The 18,706-nt window shown below is 43.6% G+C and carries 9 protein-coding genes; 3 read left to right on the top strand and 6 right to left on the bottom strand.

Going from position 1 to position 18,706, the window contains the following annotated elements:
• Positions 1-44: 44 nt before the first annotated feature.
• Positions 45-1,718 (top strand): GTPase/DUF3482 domain-containing protein, encoded by a 1,674-nt coding sequence (locus AAEY80_RS05140; protein WP_350587983.1) that lies wholly within the window; start codon positions 45-47, stop codon positions 1,716-1,718.
• Between the two features lie 51 nt (positions 1,719-1,769).
• Here the strand turns inward: AAEY80_RS05140 and AAEY80_RS05135 are convergent, their stop codons facing one another.
• The 3 genes from AAEY80_RS05135 to AAEY80_RS05125 form a co-directional block, all read right to left on the bottom strand.
• Positions 1,770-2,810, bottom strand: coding sequence for an ArsA family ATPase (locus tag AAEY80_RS05135; protein WP_350587982.1), 1,041 nt, complete (start codon positions 2,808-2,810; stop codon positions 1,770-1,772).
• A gap of 82 nt (positions 2,811-2,892) precedes the next feature.
• Entirely contained in the window at positions 2,893-3,174 is a 282-nt protein-coding gene (locus AAEY80_RS05130; RefSeq protein ID WP_051395134.1) for a cory-CC-star protein, read from the bottom strand.
• A gap of 254 nt (positions 3,175-3,428) precedes the next feature.
• On the bottom strand, positions 3,429-5,114 hold the full coding sequence (locus tag AAEY80_RS05125; protein ID WP_025652694.1) for a carbon starvation CstA family protein: 1,686 nt from the start codon (positions 5,112-5,114) through the stop codon (positions 3,429-3,431).
• 352 nt (positions 5,115-5,466) lie between these two features.
• Between AAEY80_RS05125 and AAEY80_RS05120 the strand changes: the two genes are divergently transcribed.
• Positions 5,467-6,135 carry a hypothetical protein gene (locus AAEY80_RS05120; RefSeq protein WP_101211089.1) on the top strand — a complete coding sequence of 223 codons (669 nt, stop codon included), beginning with the start codon at positions 5,467-5,469 and terminating at the stop codon, positions 6,133-6,135.
• A 102-nt stretch (positions 6,136-6,237) separates the two neighbouring features.
• Entirely contained in the window at positions 6,238-6,801 is a 564-nt protein-coding gene (locus tag AAEY80_RS05115; protein ID WP_201616603.1) for a hypoxanthine-guanine phosphoribosyltransferase, read from the top strand.
• A 224-nt stretch (positions 6,802-7,025) separates the two neighbouring features.
• On the opposite strand, the gene recD is transcribed toward AAEY80_RS05115, so the two are convergent.
• The 3 genes from recD to AAEY80_RS05100 all read right to left on the bottom strand — a co-directional run bounded on the left by recD (position 7,026) and on the right by AAEY80_RS05100 (position 18,522).
• Positions 7,026-9,239, bottom strand: coding sequence for an exodeoxyribonuclease V subunit alpha (recD, locus tag AAEY80_RS05110; protein ID WP_350587980.1), 2,214 nt, complete (start codon positions 9,237-9,239; stop codon positions 7,026-7,028).
• An 89-nt stretch (positions 9,240-9,328) separates the two neighbouring features.
• The gene (locus AAEY80_RS05105) at positions 9,329-13,831 is read right to left on the bottom strand and encodes a UvrD-helicase domain-containing protein (RefSeq protein WP_350587979.1); all 4,503 of its coding nucleotides are present in this window, start codon (positions 13,829-13,831) and stop codon (positions 9,329-9,331) included.
• A 92-nt stretch (positions 13,832-13,923) separates the two neighbouring features.
• A complete protein-coding gene (locus tag AAEY80_RS05100; RefSeq protein WP_350587978.1) occupies positions 13,924-18,522 on the bottom strand; it encodes an exodeoxyribonuclease V subunit gamma in 4,599 nt (1,532 codons plus the stop codon).
• Positions 18,523-18,706: the final 184 nt, after the last annotated feature.

The following is an 18,706-nucleotide window of genomic DNA, read 5'->3' as shown; positions in this document are numbered from 1 at the left end:
CAAATTTTCACCAGACTCTAATAAATATAATACGGGATCAGATGATGGATAATAATAAAACGAAGAATGAGCCTGTTGGTCTCTTCGCCGACAAGGCCTTAAAAGATGAGCCTATCAACGTAGAAAATTCAAAGACAGCACTTACCCAGCCTATTAACATTAATAAATCCAGTGCTAACAATATAACCGGCGTCGCCACTTCCATCGATACCAATTCTAATACTATGGATGAGGCTGAAGATTCGACAACTCGCGAGAGTAAGAAAACTACGATAGCCAGCGGTGAGCCATTAAAACTGGCGGTGGTCGGTCATACCAATACGGGTAAGACCTCTATTTTGCGTACCTTATTACGTGACGTGTATTTTGGTGAAGTCAAAAACGAAGCCGCGACGACACGCCATGTCGAACGCGCCCAACTGACCGATAGTCAGACCGGCGAAGTACTGGTGGCGTTATATGATACGCCCGGTTTAGAGGACGCATCGGGATTGATGGATTGGTTGGAGGACAATACCGCCAGTCGTCGCGATGGTATTGAACGTCTACAGCAATTTTTGGCAGCTGATATCGCTCAAGGTGGTGATGCGTTAAGTAGCAATGAGGACTATAGCCAAGAAGCCAAAGTTATCCGCCAATTGCTGGCAAGTGATATGGCAGTTTATGTTGTCGATGCGCGTGAGCCAGTATTGGGTAAATACAAAGATGAGTTGGCCATTTTATCGTGGGCAGCGATACCTGTTATGCCGGTGTTTAATTTTACTGATAGCCAAAATGCCAATATTGATGAATGGCAGACCATGCTGGCAAGACGCAATCTGCATATCTCTACCCGTTTTGATTCGGTCGCTTTTGAGTTCGAAGATGAAATGCATTTATGGCAAAATCTTGCGACCATGCTTACCCATTCAGAAATGCTAGAACAGCTCATGCAGAGACGCACAGAAGACTGGGCACAGCTATACGATGAGGCCAATATTATCATCGCGGATTTTTTATTGAATGTTGCCGCTTTTGTGCGTGAGATTAGTGATGATGATGACCCGATGCCAGTATTGCAGCAGATGCAAGAAGCCGTTCGGCAAAGTGAGCGCGCGATGCAGCATAATTTGCTTAATTTATATAAATTTTATGATAATGCGGTGGCAGCAACGCCGCTTGAGTTACAAGCCTATCAGCAAGATCCGTTTGACCCTGAATTGCTAAAAAGCTATGGGATTCGTACGACATCGGGCGCGGCAGCTGGCGCGTTATTAGGATTGGGCATTGATGCGGCCGCATTGGGCACGACGTTGGGTTTGGGTGCGGCAATAGGCGGTATCGCAGGTGGGTTATTATCGAATACCAGTAGCATTGCTGACCGGATTACTGGGGTAAAACGCTTATACATTGACCCTGCTACCTTAACCTTGCTCGCCACTCGTGCGATAGACTTACTCACTGCCCTACGCCATCGCGGTCACGCTGCGACTGATGCCACGCAACTATTATACAAAGGTGAGAATGACGGCAGCGACCCATCAGCTGAAAATAACAGTGAAGTAGACAACGCTGTGACGCCATGGTCAACCAACAAACTACCAAGCGAGCTTAAAAAAGCACGAGGCAAACCACAATGGTCATCGCTCAGTAGTGGTAAAGCAGAGCTTGCCCAAAGTTTGCGACTCGATATGGCATGGTCACTTTCTGGGAAGTTGCAATCACATAGGCGTGAGTAGTTAGACAACTCTGCTTGAATAAAACATGTATTTGGTTTTTCAAAGTTGCATTTACGACAATGGCTGCAACAATGCACTTAATGCCTCAGTACCACGTACGTCGGTTTGCTGCAGATAAATGGGATAAAGCGGATAACTAGTAAAGCTCTTGTCGATATCATACATCAGCTGCTGCTGGCGCTCAGCACGATGGCGCCAAAACTCATCAGACTGGGCCGGTGCTATGAGCTGATTGATGACTATCGCTGCTGGCGTGAGTTTGCTGTCTTCTAACTGTTCGATAGCACGTTTGGTCTCAGCCAATGGTAATACATCGGCGGTCATGACCAATACAATAGCAGTCTGCTGACGGTCATGCAGCAGTGCTCCCGCCTGACGAAACAGCTCTTTACGTTTCTCCAGCACGGATACTGCTTGCTCCCAGCGGTCAGACTTCTTTTCTGCAAATGGATTTGCTATATTATTTGGCTGAGTTTTATCTTTTTTCTGGCTGCTGTCTTTTTGATTGTGACGGTCCAAATGTGTCGCTACCGAGCGCAGTTTCGCCTGTCGCCGTTGCTGTGACAGTAATCCATCTGTCCACGCGCCCATCATCTCTGGTAGTACCAGCAATCGCAAAGTATGTCCAGTTGGAGCGGTATCAAAAATAATATGCTCATAATTGGCATCTGCTGCCGCGACCAAATGCTGACACATCGATTCGAGCATAGCGGCTTCTTGGGCACCAGGGGCAGATTTTGATAGCCTGAGATGCTCACGAATTTTGGGCATCATGTCTGGATTGGCGTAGGCGGTAATCGTGCGCTCAACTTGAGCAAAATGCGCATCGACGATGACATCAGGATTTAGCTCAATGGCGTCCAGATACGGCGTGATGGCAGTTTTTTCATTATTGAGCCGTACCTTTAACACATCACCCAAGCTATGCGCTGGATCGGTTGAGACAATCAATGTTTTTTGTTGTTGGCCAGCATAATAGCTGGCAAGTGCAGCGGCCGTCGTGGTTTTGCCCACACCGCCCTTGCCACCGACGAATATAATCGGTTGCGTCGCCAGTTGTTCTACTAATCCGTGTAGAGGGTGTAAAGCCATACTCATGTCTCAATTATTAATTGTTAATTGTTAATCAATAGAATCTTTAATCTAAATAGATATAACTAAAAAACGGCTATGACTAGCAGCAACCAACGTGGTCAAAGGGACATCTATCCATACCCATGCGGGTATGCCACTCATGGAAGTTTTCTAAAAATAATGGTTGTAGCTCTAACGTATAAAAGCTGGCAGGATTATCAATGCCTAAGCTCTCAGCGAACATCAGCAGCATAAAGAAATCTTCTTCATCACGTGCAGCACGTGCCATCGTCTGGCGATAAGGCGCATGATAAAACTCATTCAGCCCTGCCACGAACCGCTGCCACCATGGCTGAGTGTTTTCTATATTATCTGTCGTCATTATCGTCCCATTTACTAGATTTTTGTTTTTCAGCGTTTTCTTAAATGATTGCTCGTATTGTGAGTCTTTCTTATTATAATCAGTGAAAAGTAATATCAATACCTTACGCACTGCTGATATCAGCCATAACGTCGCCATTTTAGGATATTTTAACTATATCTATCATGCCTATTTCATACAAAAAACGCCAGCAGTTGCTGCTAGCGTTTTTTTGTATATCTATTCCAATAGTGATTAGACGTTATATCTAGATATTACTTTTCAATATTGCTTTTACCTTTATGCAAGGTCCACTCTTTACGCAATACCGATAGACTCTCAAACGTCACTAAAATCGTTGCGACTAGAATGATGATGTCCATAATGATAAGCAGCCAATTACCATCAACGTAAAAGGTTTTGAGCTGAATCAATAAGGCAAAAACCGTCATCACTAACAAGAATGACAATGGCGCCAAGGTGTACCAAACTGGCTTACCTTTACGTAATAAAATGACAGTAACGATCATGAGGGTTAAAGCCGCCATAAGTTGGTTTGTTGTCCCAAACAATGGCCAAATAATCATACCGCCAGCACCGTCGATACCACCCGCGCCAAATGCCAACAGTAGACAGCTTCCGACAGCGAGCAACGTAGCTACTACGCTCTTATTAAGAACGGGGATGTTATAAAATTCACCAAATTCTTGGAAAATATAACGTTGTAAGCGCACCCCAGTATCCATAGTCGTCCCTGCGAACAAGGCTGCCATGACAGTCAGCATGGTCTGAGATAGCACCATGTCAATGCCCACACCGGCATTTAAGATGGTCGCGCCACCATCAATAAAGGCACCGATAGAACCGTCGCCAAATTTTTGATAAACCGCTTCCCAATCTCCTAGAGTCGCAAAACCTGCTGTGGCTGCGAGAATGGCTCCTAGGGCAAGCATGCCCTCACCAAATGCACCGAAGTAACCAACGAAGCGCACATCCTCTTCTTTATCAATCTGTTTTGAGGTAGTTCCCGTAGCTACCAATCCATGGAAGCCTGAGATGGCGCCACAGGCAATCGTGACAAACAATAATGGCATCAAGGAAGGTGTGCCAACTGGTAGCGCCGTGTTTATGGCTGGCGCGACAATGTTGGGGGTCGCAATAAAAATCGCGGCGTACAATAAAATCAAACCGACAAATAACTGCAAACCATTAATATAATCACGTGGTTGTAGCAGCATCCATACCGGCAATAAAGAAGCGATGGCTGCATAAGCAAATAAAATAATAATCCATAGCGCATTATCAGGCAGACCTAAAAAAGTCTCAGGTAATACAATGGGGAACATAGGACCAAGATAGATCAGCCCGTATAAAGCACTGACCCCAATGATGGAGACCCAAACCAAATTCATCTTGTAGCGATAAATACACTGCCCGATGATAAAGGCCACTATCAACGCGCCCCAAACCGGTAATACGGCAGAGGGCGTTTTGATCATCATATTAGCAATAGCGACGCCAAATACAGCATTCACCATCAATAATAATAAAAAGATAACGACCATCATCAAGCTACGTACACGTGTACCCATGACGGTACCGGCAATAGAGCCAATCGATTGACCTCTATTGCGCATACTGGCCCAAATGGCCGACATATCATGTACGCCTGCCATAAAAATAGTACCCAAAACCACCCAAATAATGGCCGGTACCCAGCCCCAAATAACCGCAATCGCAGGACCAATGATTGGAGCAGCCCCTGCCACCGATGTAAAATGATGTCCCCATAATACATACTTGTTGGTGGGAATATAATCTACCCCATCCTTCATCGTATGCGCTGGCGTGGGACGACTGTTGTCCAATGCCAAAATCTTGGTGGCGATAAACTTCGAATAAAATACATAACCGCAGAGCATTGCGGCGACACCAACTAACAGTACAATAGCACTATTCATCTTATCTCTCCCTAGACAAGTAGTAGATAGCCTTATGAGTTCAAGCTTTTTAAAGCAAAGTATAAAAAATATGCTAGATTAGTGGGCGGTGAGTGACTCAGATCACCCGTTATTAGGGAAATAACAGCACTCCCGTCAGATCATTACTAGGGTGTGTCCTCATTTTTATTACCATTTTTAGAATGAGGACACACCCTAGCTAAAAAAAACCTTGCATTGTAAAGTTAGAACACGCCACTAGTCAACATATAGTGTGATGAATCTTTGCTTAGCATGAGGTTTAAATAGTAACTGATTTGACAAGGGATGTAACGTTGGTAAGACGTTAAAAACAACAAATAAAGGAGTTATAATGACACACTATTTTGGATTCGTACCTTCACCTAAACTCAAAGCGCTGATCGAAGAGGCAGAACAAGTTATCGCTACTGATGCACAGGTAGATTATTACCCTTATCGCGATGCCCTAAGCCATCAAACCGCCCGAGACTTGATTGATAACTTATTGGTTGGCTTGGTAGATATTATTCCAAACCCTGAGCGTCAAGCATCCATGCGTAAAATCGTTGGAACCATTGAGCGTGCAGCAGACACCCTACTCAATATTTTATTGGGTAAAGAAAACAATGAAGAGGTATTGCCCAGTTTTCATTTTTTAAGAGATCGGGCCACCTTTATTGATAATGAAGGCGTGAAGCGTATTGGCTTTAAATTATCGGATGCCGATGCAAAAACCATTACTGAGGGTTTTGCCGCCATTACACCTGAACACGTTGATAGACCGACCTTTAAAACTGCGCTTGAAACGGTCAACGAAGAGACGTTGACTCATTTTGTCAGCCGCTACGCAGAAACGCTAAAGCTTGGCATGATTAAACGTAAGTCCGTGCCAGTTGCTAAAGCCGCCATCGACAAAGGCATGAGTATGGCATTGAACAAGCTATTGCCAGACCTACCTGATACCTCATTAAACCGTTTGGCTGACTATTATCGCCCATTCATCGTAAAAAAGCCTGAATAACGGCTACATTAGAAACTATTATGTTTTTATTAAGGCGGTAGTGTTGGGCAAATTTGCTAAAATTTGCTAAAATAGGCGGCACTTTTATCGAAGGCGCAACTCATGACCCAAATTAGTAATCAAGAAATCGAAAAAACCCTGCGCAACTCAGAGTGCCTTATCAGCAGTATCGAAGTAGCCGCTGCTTATGAGCGTCTTGCCGCCCAACTCAACCTACACTATGCTGGTCTAAACCCAATCGTGATGGTGGTTATGAACGGTGGTCTTATCCCAGCCGGTCAACTACTCACTCACCTGACTTTTTATCATCGTATGCACTATATCCACGCTTCGCGCTATCGTGATAATGAAGGGACCAACGAGCTTGATTGGAAGTTTAAGCCTGATGTCAGCATTGGGGGCGAGCACGTCTTGTTGATCGATGATATTTTTGACGAAGGTATTACTCTAAAAGCAGTGGTTGAAGAATTGAGTAAAGAAAAGCCTCTCTCTATCGAGTCTTGCGTACTACTTAATAAACAACATGATCGCAAAGTAGAAGGTTTTGACGTTGATTTTGTTGGTATTGATGTCGCGGACCGTTATGTCTACGGTTGTGGTATGGATTTTCATGGTTACCTGCGTCATCTACCGGGTATCTACGCCATTAAAGAAGACAAAGTCTAAATCTTCGTATTTGAATTTTAAAAAAGCATCCGATTTGGATGCTTTTTTAATGCCTAACTATACTGTTTGTTAAATATAGTCAGTGAAAAGTAATATCGAACCATCACGCACTGCTGATATCAATTTTTCTTGCTTGCTGTGCCTGCGCAGACAGAGGCGACAAAAAATTGATATCAGCAATACCATAGCGTTTTTAGTATATTTTGATTATCTATACGAGGCAACTAAAACTGTAATGCCAAACCCGTGTGGCGCTCAGTGGGTGTTTGAACGGCTTTCTCAAAAGCGTGTTTGGTACTATAAATGGTTACCTTTTCTTTAGCACGGGTCACTGCCGTATAGATAAGTTCTTTACTCAGCAATCTTGCATGACTATTGTCAAAAGTAATAGCCACATGATCAAACTCAGAGCCTTGTGATTTATGAATGGTCATCGCATAAGCTGTGGCAATCACTTCTTCATTTAACAAATTGACCGCAATCCCCTGCGTTTTATTTTCAAAGAAAACCTCTAATCGACTTCTTTCATCGCTTGTCTGCAAGCAAAAACCAATATCACCATTAAACAATCCAAGCTCATAGTTATTTTGCAGCACCATAACAGGACGACCATGGAACCATGTGTTTTGACCCAGTGGTAACTTGAGCTCAGCAAGATGCCATTGAGTGAGAATATTATTAATGTAGTGATCGCCCCACTCACCATTATGACCAGCAGTTAATATTCTAAATTGGTTGAATATTTTCATTAATGAAGCAATGGTGTTTTTAACGGTTTCTGGCATGGATTTTTCGATCGGACTTTCTAACAGAGTTCTTACTTTGTTCTGGTATGTTTGGTAATTCAAATTTAGTTCTGAGATAATTTTATTATTGCTTAGGCTATTTTTTGTCTTGCTGTTTTGAAGCACTTCTGTTTGTAGGGTGTTTACGTTATTAACATACTGAAAACTTAGCGCGTTATCTTGATTTAATAACTGCCAAATAACTTGGGTATCTGTCTCTGTTTTATTAATTTGATAAGCAAGCTTGCCAATCCCCGAGTCTGCCGTAAATCGACGGCTCTCTGTCAGCTCTGCATGAATGGATTGCAATAGTGGAATACGGCATAAATCCGCCAATACAGCGCCTGCATCGACCGCTGCTAACTGGTTCGCATCGCCTAATAATATCAACCTTGCACCAGGCTTTACCGCACTGACAAGATAATTCGCTAGCTCCACCCCAAGCATTGATGCCTCATCAACGATTATAATATCTTCGCCAAGCGGGTTATGGGCATCGTAACGCGGTCTACCCGTCCGACCAATACCTAACAAGCGATGTATCGTTTTTGCTTCTTGCAACTGTAGCTCAACACCAGCTGTGTCTAACGCCGCCTGCAGCGACTCTTGCATGCGCTGTGCTGCCTTACCCGTTGGCGCGGCTAACGCTAGACTGGCGCTATCAGTGCTGAATCTAATACTTTTATGTTCACCATCCCTACTCTCTGCGGCCTGTTGCAGCGCGATGACTAACTGAGCAACGGTATAGGTTTTACCTGTGCCGGGACCACCTGTAATAATACTAAAGGCGTTGTTATTAGCGACATTAATCGCCTTCACTTGGTGCTCATGAAGGTTTTCAGGTATTGCTATTTGTAAAGGGCTGACTTGCTGATTCAGAATGTTATTGATATTTTTTGCTAAGTTGAACTCGGCTTGCCAAGCTCGATGCAACCAAAAAGTGATGGAGGTATTTTGCTCATCAGCCTCTTGGTTATTAATAAGCCGATAAATAATAGGTTGATTACTTTTGCTTAGGCTATTTTTATTAGTGTTACACTGAGTATTGGTGTCAACATCGGCGAATAACGTATGCTTATGAAGTGACTGAACGAAAGATTCAAAGTCGCTATTTTTCAACAACTGATATAGCGTAGTCACCATATCAAAGCGTTTATCTAACACCTCTTTTTCATGATTACTGAGTGTTAGCTGTGCCCATAGTTGAGATTGCTTGTTAAACAGAGTTTCTAACAAGACAAATAGCGACGTCTCAGGTGTAGCATCATCTTCTGATTGGCTGTCTACTTGAGTATCGATTAGCGCAAGGATTGGCATTGCTAACACCTCTAACAATTGCTGCTGCCACACATGTAGCGTCACTAACTCGCCATTGATATGACCTTGTCGCGGTGTTTCATTCGCAGCCGATTCAATGGTTAAAACGGTATGCCCTTCTTCCAAATGAGTCGCCAACATAACGAATAAGGCGCTAAATAACCCACTGTCTTCAGTTTTGTCTATTTTGGCGCTACCATCATCAGTATCAGAATTATCATCGATTGTGTTATAGGCTACCTGCGTCTGCTGACGGCGTAGCAAAATATAATTACTGAGGTTACTAGCCCAGCTCTCTTGTAAGCTTATATCCGCCCTGCTCTTATTATTATTCATAGATTATTGCTCATCGTATGCTTGTCTCTTTTTAGATTTGGTTAAAAGGTATAACAATGTTCATGCAGTCAATCATTACTCAAAATCTGTCAATCTGGTCTGCCAAACAACGTATCTAGTGCTTTAATAAAATCGATGGGTATATCCCAAGTGACTAATCCATAGGAGCTGTTAATCTTTAATTCGCTACCGTCCGACTTATTAGCATTTTGTGACTCATTCGAGGCGGCTTTAACGTTCGGATCATATACGCCGCGTAAAAAGACATATTCAACAGCACCCAAGTATTTATCTTCATTGCCTGCATAATTACTGATTCGCATAGCTAGGAATCGATGCAAAGCCACTTGGTAAATCGCTGCTTGTAACCAATATCCCGCCTTGGACATTGCTTGCTTGAGCGTGTTTTCATCATAATCACTTAGGCTATTTCCTAAAAAATTACTCTTGTAATCGACGACGTAATACATGCCAGCATGCTCATACACCAAGTCAATTTCACCGCGTAGATAACGATACAAATACGCTTTGTTTTGCGCAACCAGCGTGACATGTTTGTCGGTCTCATCAGGCAAATACTGCTGAAAGAGTCTAGTAATATCTTGTGCCTTAAAGTTCTCTGATAGCCCCATATTAAACTCTAATTCAGCAAATCGTTGACCTGCATCAATAGAGCGCAAAGGTTGCTTGGAGGCCAATAATGGCGCATCTAAGACCTCTTCAATCCAGTCCATCAACGCCTCATGTTTGCTAGCGTCTACTGAGTTAAGATTAAATGAATCAGTATTAACGTCATTACCTTGCTCTTGCGTCTTTGCTTGCAATCGACGGCTTTGGGTTTCAGCACTGCTATACACCAGCGGCAGCTGATAACTACTGATGGCTCTATCGATAACTTGAGACCACTGCGCTTTATTGTTGAAATCAATTTTTTCAAATATCTCATGCAAAAATGTACCGGCATTAGCGCCTTTGACAAAAGTAAAACGGATATCATCTTCTGACTTGAGATTTAGCTCACCGGCTTGTTCAAGAGAGTCGTTATTATGCAGTGATGGTACAGCCGAAATTGAAGCTTCTGGCATATCGATGTCTATCGCATCATCAATACGCTCATCCATCACCGCCATTGTCTGTGTTGATTCATCTAGCTGACGCGCCAAAGCGGTAAAGCTGGTCTTGGCCCACCCATAAAAATAGTTGGTTTTCATAACTTCTGAAAAATCATCATACTTAATAGGCTCTGTTTTAGGTCTAATCAAATTAGGCGATTCATTTTCCGTTAATGCGCCTGCTTTAGCGGTAGCACGGTTATTGTTATAGAACTCATTAACTTCATGCCCTCTGAGCATACCTATGATACCTTTGAGTCTATCAGGCAATTCAAACTTTGGCTCTTCGGAGTCAAACCAATAAAACACTGGCTTTAACTCAAACCCTGTTTTATTACTAGGATCTCGTAGCACGACATAAAGCTGCTCACTGGCCCGAGTAAATGCCACATAGCCAAGCCGCCGTATCTCATCAAAACCTTCTTGCGTCTCGATATTGGTATAGTAATCCTCGACAGTGGCAGAGCCTTGCAATGGTGAGAAACGGCGCTGATTTCCCATTGCTTGATTATCTATCGACTGCTGCACTAACGCTGAAGGCGCTTGTTGCGCGTTATACAGATACAGCCCATAGTCTTCCTTATTGCCTGACTTCCTACTGGCATCGCCCATACCTAGCACATAGACAATGGGGAACTCGAGCCCTTTTGACTTATGAATGGTCATCAGCTGCACGCCAGATTCTGTCGGTAGCGGATATTGCTTGGCCCAATCACTACTGGGCGCTGCATCTATGTGTTGTCTAAACCATGCCAATAGCTCATGCTCACCCATGCCAATACCATACTGCGCCATAATATCCATCACATGACGCAAATCCATGATATGACGATCGCCTTCTGGATGAGCAGCCAACGCTTGCCAAACGCCTTGCGGCTGCATTGGATTCTTATCTAACAAGTAATGTAGTGCCGATAATATGCCAAAGTGCTGCCAACGCTGAGCGCCTTCCTTTAGATAAGTAATAAAGTCTTGATAGCTTTTTTTATTATCAGTAGCTGCTGTATTTTTAGAATTAAAGCTATTTGAATCGGAGCTTAGCGCGGTATTGCTGCCCTCGACTATTCCTGACTCATGATCCGTCATCATGGCTTTGATAGTTTTAATACTCAGACCATACAGATGACTGGTCAACACCCGATTAATCATGTCATGACGATAGGGATATAACATGGCGCTTAGTAGTGCTGCCACATCTTCTGCCATAATCGTCTCAAAGATGCTGACATCACTGGTGGTCAAGGTCGGCACATTGAGCTTTACTAGCTCGTCTTCCACCCGTTTTAAATCTTTTTTGGCACGTGCCAGCACGCCGATATCGCTCGGCTGAATCGGTTTGCCTTTTAATGTCTGACCACTGTTAAGCAAAGTGGCTATATGGCGCGCAGTGATTTCATGCTCATCGTACTCAAGCTCTTTGTCCTTATCATAAGGCAGGTGCAACACACTCACTGGCTGAGCAGAGAGCACCTCTGTGACCAACACGTTGTCCAGCTTATCTGACTCATTAAACCAAGACAGCTGATTGTCCATTTTTTCAGCTTTGATGTGCTGGTAATAAATACCTGTGCCTAATTGAGCTAACGTATTCTCGCCAGTGGTTGCATCAGCCATGCCAAACCAACAGTTTAGTGCGTTAATCACACCCGCATTTGAACGACGGTTGATATCAAGCGTCCATAGGGCACTTTTATCAAACTGAGCTTTCATATAGTTATAGTTGGCCACATCGCCACCACGAAACCCATAAATAGCTTGCTTGGGGTCACCAACCAATAGCAAAAACTCCTGACTGGATTTTTTAGTGCTAGATTGTTTACGTTTGTTCTTTGGCAAATAAATACTTTCAATCATAATGGCTTGCTCGCCATTGATATCTTGCGATTCATCAATCAATGCCACAGGATAGTGGTGACGAATATAACGTGCCAGCTTCTCTCCTTGCCGACCAGTTAATGCTTGGTTTAAGCGTACCATTTGCAGACTAAAGGTGGTCTCGCCGCGCTCTTCTAAAATAACGGGCAATCTGTCACGTACCGCCAGCACGATATGGCGGTTAAGATTGGATAATACCAATAAAATATGCTGATTTAAGCCGTCAACCATATCTAAAAGAGCCATTAATTTACTAATGGTCTCTAGCTCAAATAGGGTCTGATGCTCTTTTTCTTTATTTTTATTAAAATTCTTAATCTTGCCGTCTTCATTAGGATATCTGGAATCCTGCAATGCGGTAAGAATCTTGTTTTCACGTTCATTTAAATAATTGGTAAATGCCAGCTGATGTTCTATTATCTTTTGATGCACCTCAATAAGGGCATCAAATTGGTTGGTTAAGTTAGAACGCCCATTAAACCCTTGAGCTTTTCTATAATCAGGATTTAAATAAGGCTGGATATCTGCTAAATCTAGCTGAGAAAACTCCTTGATTAGCTTTTCATATGCAACAAAGTCAAAGCTTTTCTCATGTCTTATCTCATCAATAGGTGCTGAAATAAAGTTAAGCGAGCGAGTCACATACTTCTTATGATCACTAACGGCAGTCAATTTGCCTTGCTGATCCATCAATGCATACAGCTTTGGCTCCTCGTGATACAACCTGCTTTGGAACTGACGCAGCTCATCATGAATGATACTGTCAGTCACCTGCTCAATACTGCTGTCTTCAATAATACCCATGCCTTGCTGATGACCCGTCTCGCTACTATATTCCGTCAGCCATTTTTGCGCCAAGCTATCAAGCGTGCCTACGAACAGCTTATCTAATGTGGTGAGTACCAATGCGGTACGCCTGATAGCTTCCGCCATAGGGTAACTGTACACGTGATCTAGCAAATAACCGACGAGATGCAAGTTAATAGGATCTTGCATAATGCCATCTAAACGCACATATTTGGCCTGATTAACCAGCCAATCTTCGCGGTCTTTCTTTGCCTGTTTACGTTTCTCTGCTGCCGCTTGCTTATCAGCAGCAAGGTCTTGATTTAAATCGTCAATACCTGTCTCAGCGTTTGCATCTACATCTGAACTACTGCCTACTTGTGCGTCTTTATTACCCTCAGGCATAACTTGCAATATATTGGGGTATAAACGCTCTTTATTGCTAGTATCAGCACTTAGGCTATTGACCCATTGTAATAATTGATAGAAATCTACCAAACGGTCATGAATACGCTGACGCATTTCAGCTGCGGCAGCGCGAGTAAAGGTCGTGGCGATGATTTGCTCTGGCGCACGCCGCGCTTCAATCAGCAGACGCAGCACGATACCAGTTAATGTCCACGTTTTGCCAGTACCAGCTGAGGCTTCAATTAAATGCTTGCCTGTTAGAGCAACATCAACTGCTGGTATTACATCCGCTTTTTGATCAGATATAGGATTGGCGTGAGGCAGCTCATCCGAGTACTCATCGAATAAATGTGGTTGCGTAGACTGTGTAGAAAGGTCACTGATACTGGTTGGGTCGGTAAAGTCTGTCATAAGGGCGGATACTTTTAATTATTATCTATTAGAGCAAGAGAGCAAAAATTAATGATTCTAAATGACTAGAATGAATTGAAGACACGCTCTAATTAGCCGTCTAAGTCAATTAACGCGGTAAACATTGGCTCATACAATGGTCGTGCCAAGGTAGTCAACGCTGCTGATAATGCTTTGAACGCATCTTGATCACGCAGTACGTACTGCCAAATGGCATGCTGAGAGCACGTATCGTATACCGTGTTTGCTTGATAGTTAGGTCTTAGCCAATCTGAGAAGTCGGCACGTTTTGGCCAATAGTTGCCGGCTTCACTTGCTTCAAACTTTAGGTACTTATCAAGGTAATTGAGTGCATATTCTGGCAATAACGTAATGGGCACTTGACCGACTAGCTTGCCAAAAATCGCCCATTTCATCAGCTCTATCACAGCGTTTTCATAAACAATGGGACTTAGTTTAAAGGCGATTATTTTGTCATATTTTTTGACTTGCGAGCTAGGCTTATTAAAGCGCCAAATACTCACACCATCATTTAGAGCCACTTGCTCAGCAGTGGTACGTCTGGCCACCTGCCAATACAAGTGCGATAACCAAAATTTGAGTAAATGCCTAGGGCTAGCAGAGTTGGGCAGTATATTTAACCATTGCTTGGGTGATTGCTCAGCATAGGTCTTACCTGCCTGCAGATGTGTGTGGCGGGCATGCGCATCTGGCGGCACTGATGATGGTGGTAATGATACTGATGCTAATATTGGCACCGAGCCTTTTATCTTAATAACTTTCGGCAACAGCTTGAGCAGTGTTTCCATACCCTCTATATCTGTCTGGTTGCTTGATTCGCTATTGGTGCTATTGAACAGTTTTGCCAACTCTATCTGAACAGGATATTCGGTGATTGGTGTCAGTAGCTGTAATAATGTAGCGCTATCTGCTCCACCTTCGTTAATAATACTACTCTCATCAAAGCCATTAGCCATTAACTGCTCTTTAAACTCTAGACATTGCTGTTGCAGCTTTTGTTGTTGATTGGGTAGCGTGGTTTGACGAGCCACACCAGCTGGCATGATTTTTTGGTACATTAAGGTTTGATTAGCGCTGTCATCAGTCGTATTGGCAATAGTATTATCGGTCGCCAGCTCTTTAATCAAATGCGCTTTAATTTGATAGGTCGTCAAGCTGTCTAAAAATAGCGGCTCTTGCTGCGACAGTGCTTCTTCACCTTGCACCACATGCACCTTTTGAGTACGCAAAAACGCTTTGGCAGGATGGCGCACTTGATACGCCAATACTCCTTCAATGTCTATCTCTCCAATATTAAATATGCTATCAGATACCGCTTGGGTAAGCGCTTCCGTCATGCTACCGACATCGCTAGCATCAACAACTGTATCTAGCGCCAACATTTCAGCCAATGCAGACAAGGTTTGATTGTCTACTCGACCTAACTGACCCAAGCCTTGACCAAGTATCTTAGCGATTGACTCATATTGTGATTTTGTGGGTAAGCTCACCAGTTGCGCATGCTCACTAGATACTCGCCCTTTTAAAGTATGAAACACTGACTGCCAAAGCGGCGCAGGCGGAAACTGCTTTTTTTGCGCCAGTTTGGTTTTGCGCATGGCTTTATTTAATAAAGTATCCAGCTCATCAATCATATCGACAGGGCTGGAATCCTGAGCATTGACGTTGGCATTGTTATTGCCATCAATATCAGGAGACGCTTGCTCAAAAATATCATTGCTTTCAATTTCTGTTTCAAACAGACTCTCATGAAAAGGCAGTGCAGGATGCTCAGTCACTAGCCATTGCTTAATCAATTTAGGCAAATAGCGCTTGAGAGTCTCGGTGGTAGGATCAATACTCTCTGATAATGTTGCTAAGTCTTCAAGCGAGTTCACCTGCCACTGTACTTCACCTTGCAAGAACTGTAGCAATTCGCTCACTGGGTTGGCTGGCAGGTGCTCATGAGTGTCCGTCAGACTTTGACCGTTGTAAAACATCCAGCAAGCACTACGCGCACACAGCAGCGCATCTAAAAATGCACCATTGTCATCGTCTTCGCTGACTCTGTCACCGCGACGTGAATTGGTCGCTTTCATCAAATCATAGCGGTTATCACGATCACGCGCAGGAAACTCAGAGAGATCCATATTGAGCATCACCACCAACTCAAACGGCACGTTTCTTAGCGCACCAAACCGACCAAAAGTAATCACCCCAGTCGGCTCCGCACTGACCTGCTGGCTTTCAAGCTCGTTTTCAATACTGTCTAGCATAAAGCTCAGCTTTAGTGGCAACTGCTCCACACCTGCCAGCTTTTGCTCTACTTCTCTATTGTCGCTATCGCTACTGGCGTACTGTCTATAGTGACGATTGGCTCGCAAGCTAGATTTAAAGCCGTTCATCGCGTTGTAGATAGCACGCATGGTACGCGTTTGATCCACATCGCCAAAGTAGCGATGTATCACTTGTCTCTCAATCTGATCGAGCCAATCTTCCGCTTTCATTTTTTGTGTATGGTCATTGCGTCGTGCGACCAAGCCAGTATAAATGCGGCAAAGCGCTTCAACGATCAACGCATCATTTAGGCTCACTTGCGGCAATGGCAAGGTCATTTCTGGTAATGCAGTACTTGGCCATTCATCTTCATTTAAAGGGTATAAACAATCGCTCAACTCAGCCTCTGGCATCACTAAGCCTAATGTTAATCTGTCTAACGCTTGCGCAAAGCTAAAGCGGTAGTCGTAATCATTGCTATCCAAAGTTTGCTTAAGATGCCGCTCATCAAACCCGCGGATAAAGCCTGCCTCTACCAACAAATCACAGCCACGGCTCATCTGCTCATGAGTCAGCCCAAAACTTTCAAACAAAGGTGGCAGCATCAACCAATCTAAGACTTCAGCCGCTTCAAAACGGGCACTATGGCTGCCTAATAATTTATAAAAACCAATAATCGCGTCCCATAGCTGCCGAATATCAGCATCGACAACACCAGTGACTTTAGCAGGTAAGGTCAAACCATCTTGACCTCTGCCATTGACAAAGATAGAGCCAATCAGCGCATGATGACGCTCAACATCGGGTAGTAACACCACAATGTCAGATATATGGCGTTTTTTCTCACTCGCTTTGATAGGTTCATTTAACCAGCGCCCAATCATGATACGCAACACTTCAAGCTGGCGCTGCAAACTATGGCACGAATGAACGCTTAGGCTATTATCTTGCGAAGAGATTGCCCAAAAACGATTCTTCTCAAAACGCTTATTCTCCAAAGCCTCATCGTCATACCAAGCCGTCTCTTGTTTATCTCCATCAAGGCTCGACGCTATTTGCTGACTCACTGCTTGCGAGACTGTAGCGGCCGTTGCTTGTTGGGTCGATTGCTCATCAAGCATTAAAACGTCATTTTGCAAACGTCTTAATAAGCTTGGACTATTTTGCGTAGCTTGAGAACTGTTAGCCTCCTCATAGGCTCTGTCATCAACACTAGTCCCAAACTCATCATTCCAATCATTATCTAAACCATCATCGCTAATATCGCCAACATCGAAGCTATCTTGCCACTCTACTATTTCTTCTTGGTACTGCTCATTGCCCGACAAATTAGCAAGCATGGCAAAGGTATCGCGCGACTGCTTGCCCAAACGCGACAGTAAACTGTGACCATAATCCCGTAAAAACACACTTTCAGGGTTGATAATTTGTTGACGCTGTAACCAAGATTTATCAACGATATCGGCCCAAAACAGCTTTGATGGGTTGTAATGCAATAGCGTGATATTCATGTACTTCGATAAACGCTGCAAAAAATCTAGCTCGGTCTGTGGCAGTTGCTGAATGGTAAAAATGCGCAGTACTTTGGGCAACTGAGCGCGCTCATCCGCGGTGTTAGCTGCTAAAGCCGACCAGAAGACATCCTCAAGTGCCACACGGTGTAGATGAACATCAGCAAATAAATGCGACCATAAGAAGCGCTGAGCAGCTTCCAACTCAACATAATGCTCAACCAACCATTCAGGCGTGCCACGCGCATATTTATCAAAGCGTAGTGACAATGCATCTTTATCCGCTATTAATTCATCCACATTCAGAGGTTTGTTATACGACCATAGCGCCAACCAATCCTCACGATGGGTTAAGTAGCGGTTAAACACTCTTGCCAAATCACTTGCCAGCTGCCAGATACGGGCGTCTTGTTGCGCCTTGTCTTTTGTCATGTTCTGTTTTAAATTGTCTTGTCCTAAATTACCTTGTTGAGCACCTTCATGCGGCTCATCAATCAAAGACGCTAATAATGGGTTAACCGGATGCTTTTCATCGGCAACAATCACCTCTTGGTAATAGGTTAAATAGCCAAACAAGCGCCATTGCATCACTGTGGGCGACAGCACCGCCACTTCTGGTACATTCAAGGTTGCCGCTTCAGGATTTTGAGCCAATAAATACGTATTATGACGGGTTAACACATCCTGCATGAGTGTCCACTGATACTGACCCCAAAACTTAGTACGCACCAACGTGCTAATTCCAGCACGGCTAGCAATGGTTTTGTCCAACCAATCGCCCAATACCATTGAAGGCACAATGACAATAAAAGGCTCAAAAACAGGCTGATCCTTAGACTGATATTGCACAAGCAGTTGATCAACGAGGTTTTCGGTACGGTGTGACTGAATTATTTTAAACATAGAAGGGCAATCTGATTGAAGTGATAAAAGAATAAGGGGGTTAATAGATAACATAGGGTTAAAATAGCGCACCAACGTTAATGATAAAAGCTTTGAGTACAATAACAATGCCACAAACGATACTCATCAATCCATGTTTGGCAGTCGTTACTGAGTAATATTTCTGCTAGCATAATCATAGTAA

Source organism: Psychrobacter sp. 78a-MNA-CIBAN-0178, assembly GCF_040309625.1.
GTDB classification, from domain to species: domain Bacteria; phylum Pseudomonadota; class Gammaproteobacteria; order Pseudomonadales; family Moraxellaceae; genus Psychrobacter; species Psychrobacter okhotskensis.
This window is presented reverse-complemented; position numbering and strand designations above follow the sequence as displayed.

Coding starts and splice junctions, on each gene's coding strand:
- AAEY80_RS05140 (WP_350587983.1), top strand. CDS start 45: ATGGATAATAATAAAACGAAGAATGAGCCTGTTGGTCTCTTCGCCGAC.
- AAEY80_RS05115 (WP_201616603.1), top strand. CDS start 6,238: ATGACCCAAATTAGTAATCAAGAAATCGAAAAAACCCTGCGCAACTCA.
- AAEY80_RS05135 (WP_350587982.1), bottom strand. CDS start 2,810: ATGGCTTTACACCCTCTACACGGATTAGTAGAACAACTGGCGACGCAA.
- AAEY80_RS05100 (WP_350587978.1), bottom strand. CDS start 18,522: ATGTTTAAAATAATTCAGTCACACCGTACCGAAAACCTCGTTGATCAA.
- AAEY80_RS05105 (WP_350587979.1), bottom strand. CDS start 13,831: ATGACAGACTTTACCGACCCAACCAGTATCAGTGACCTTTCTACACAG.
- AAEY80_RS05120 (WP_101211089.1), top strand. CDS start 5,467: ATGACACACTATTTTGGATTCGTACCTTCACCTAAACTCAAAGCGCTG.
- AAEY80_RS05130 (WP_051395134.1), bottom strand. CDS start 3,174: ATGACGACAGATAATATAGAAAACACTCAGCCATGGTGGCAGCGGTTC.
- AAEY80_RS05125 (WP_025652694.1), bottom strand. CDS start 5,114: ATGAATAGTGCTATTGTACTGTTAGTTGGTGTCGCCGCAATGCTCTGC.
- recD (WP_350587980.1), bottom strand. CDS start 9,239: ATGAATAATAATAAGAGCAGGGCGGATATAAGCTTACAAGAGAGCTGG.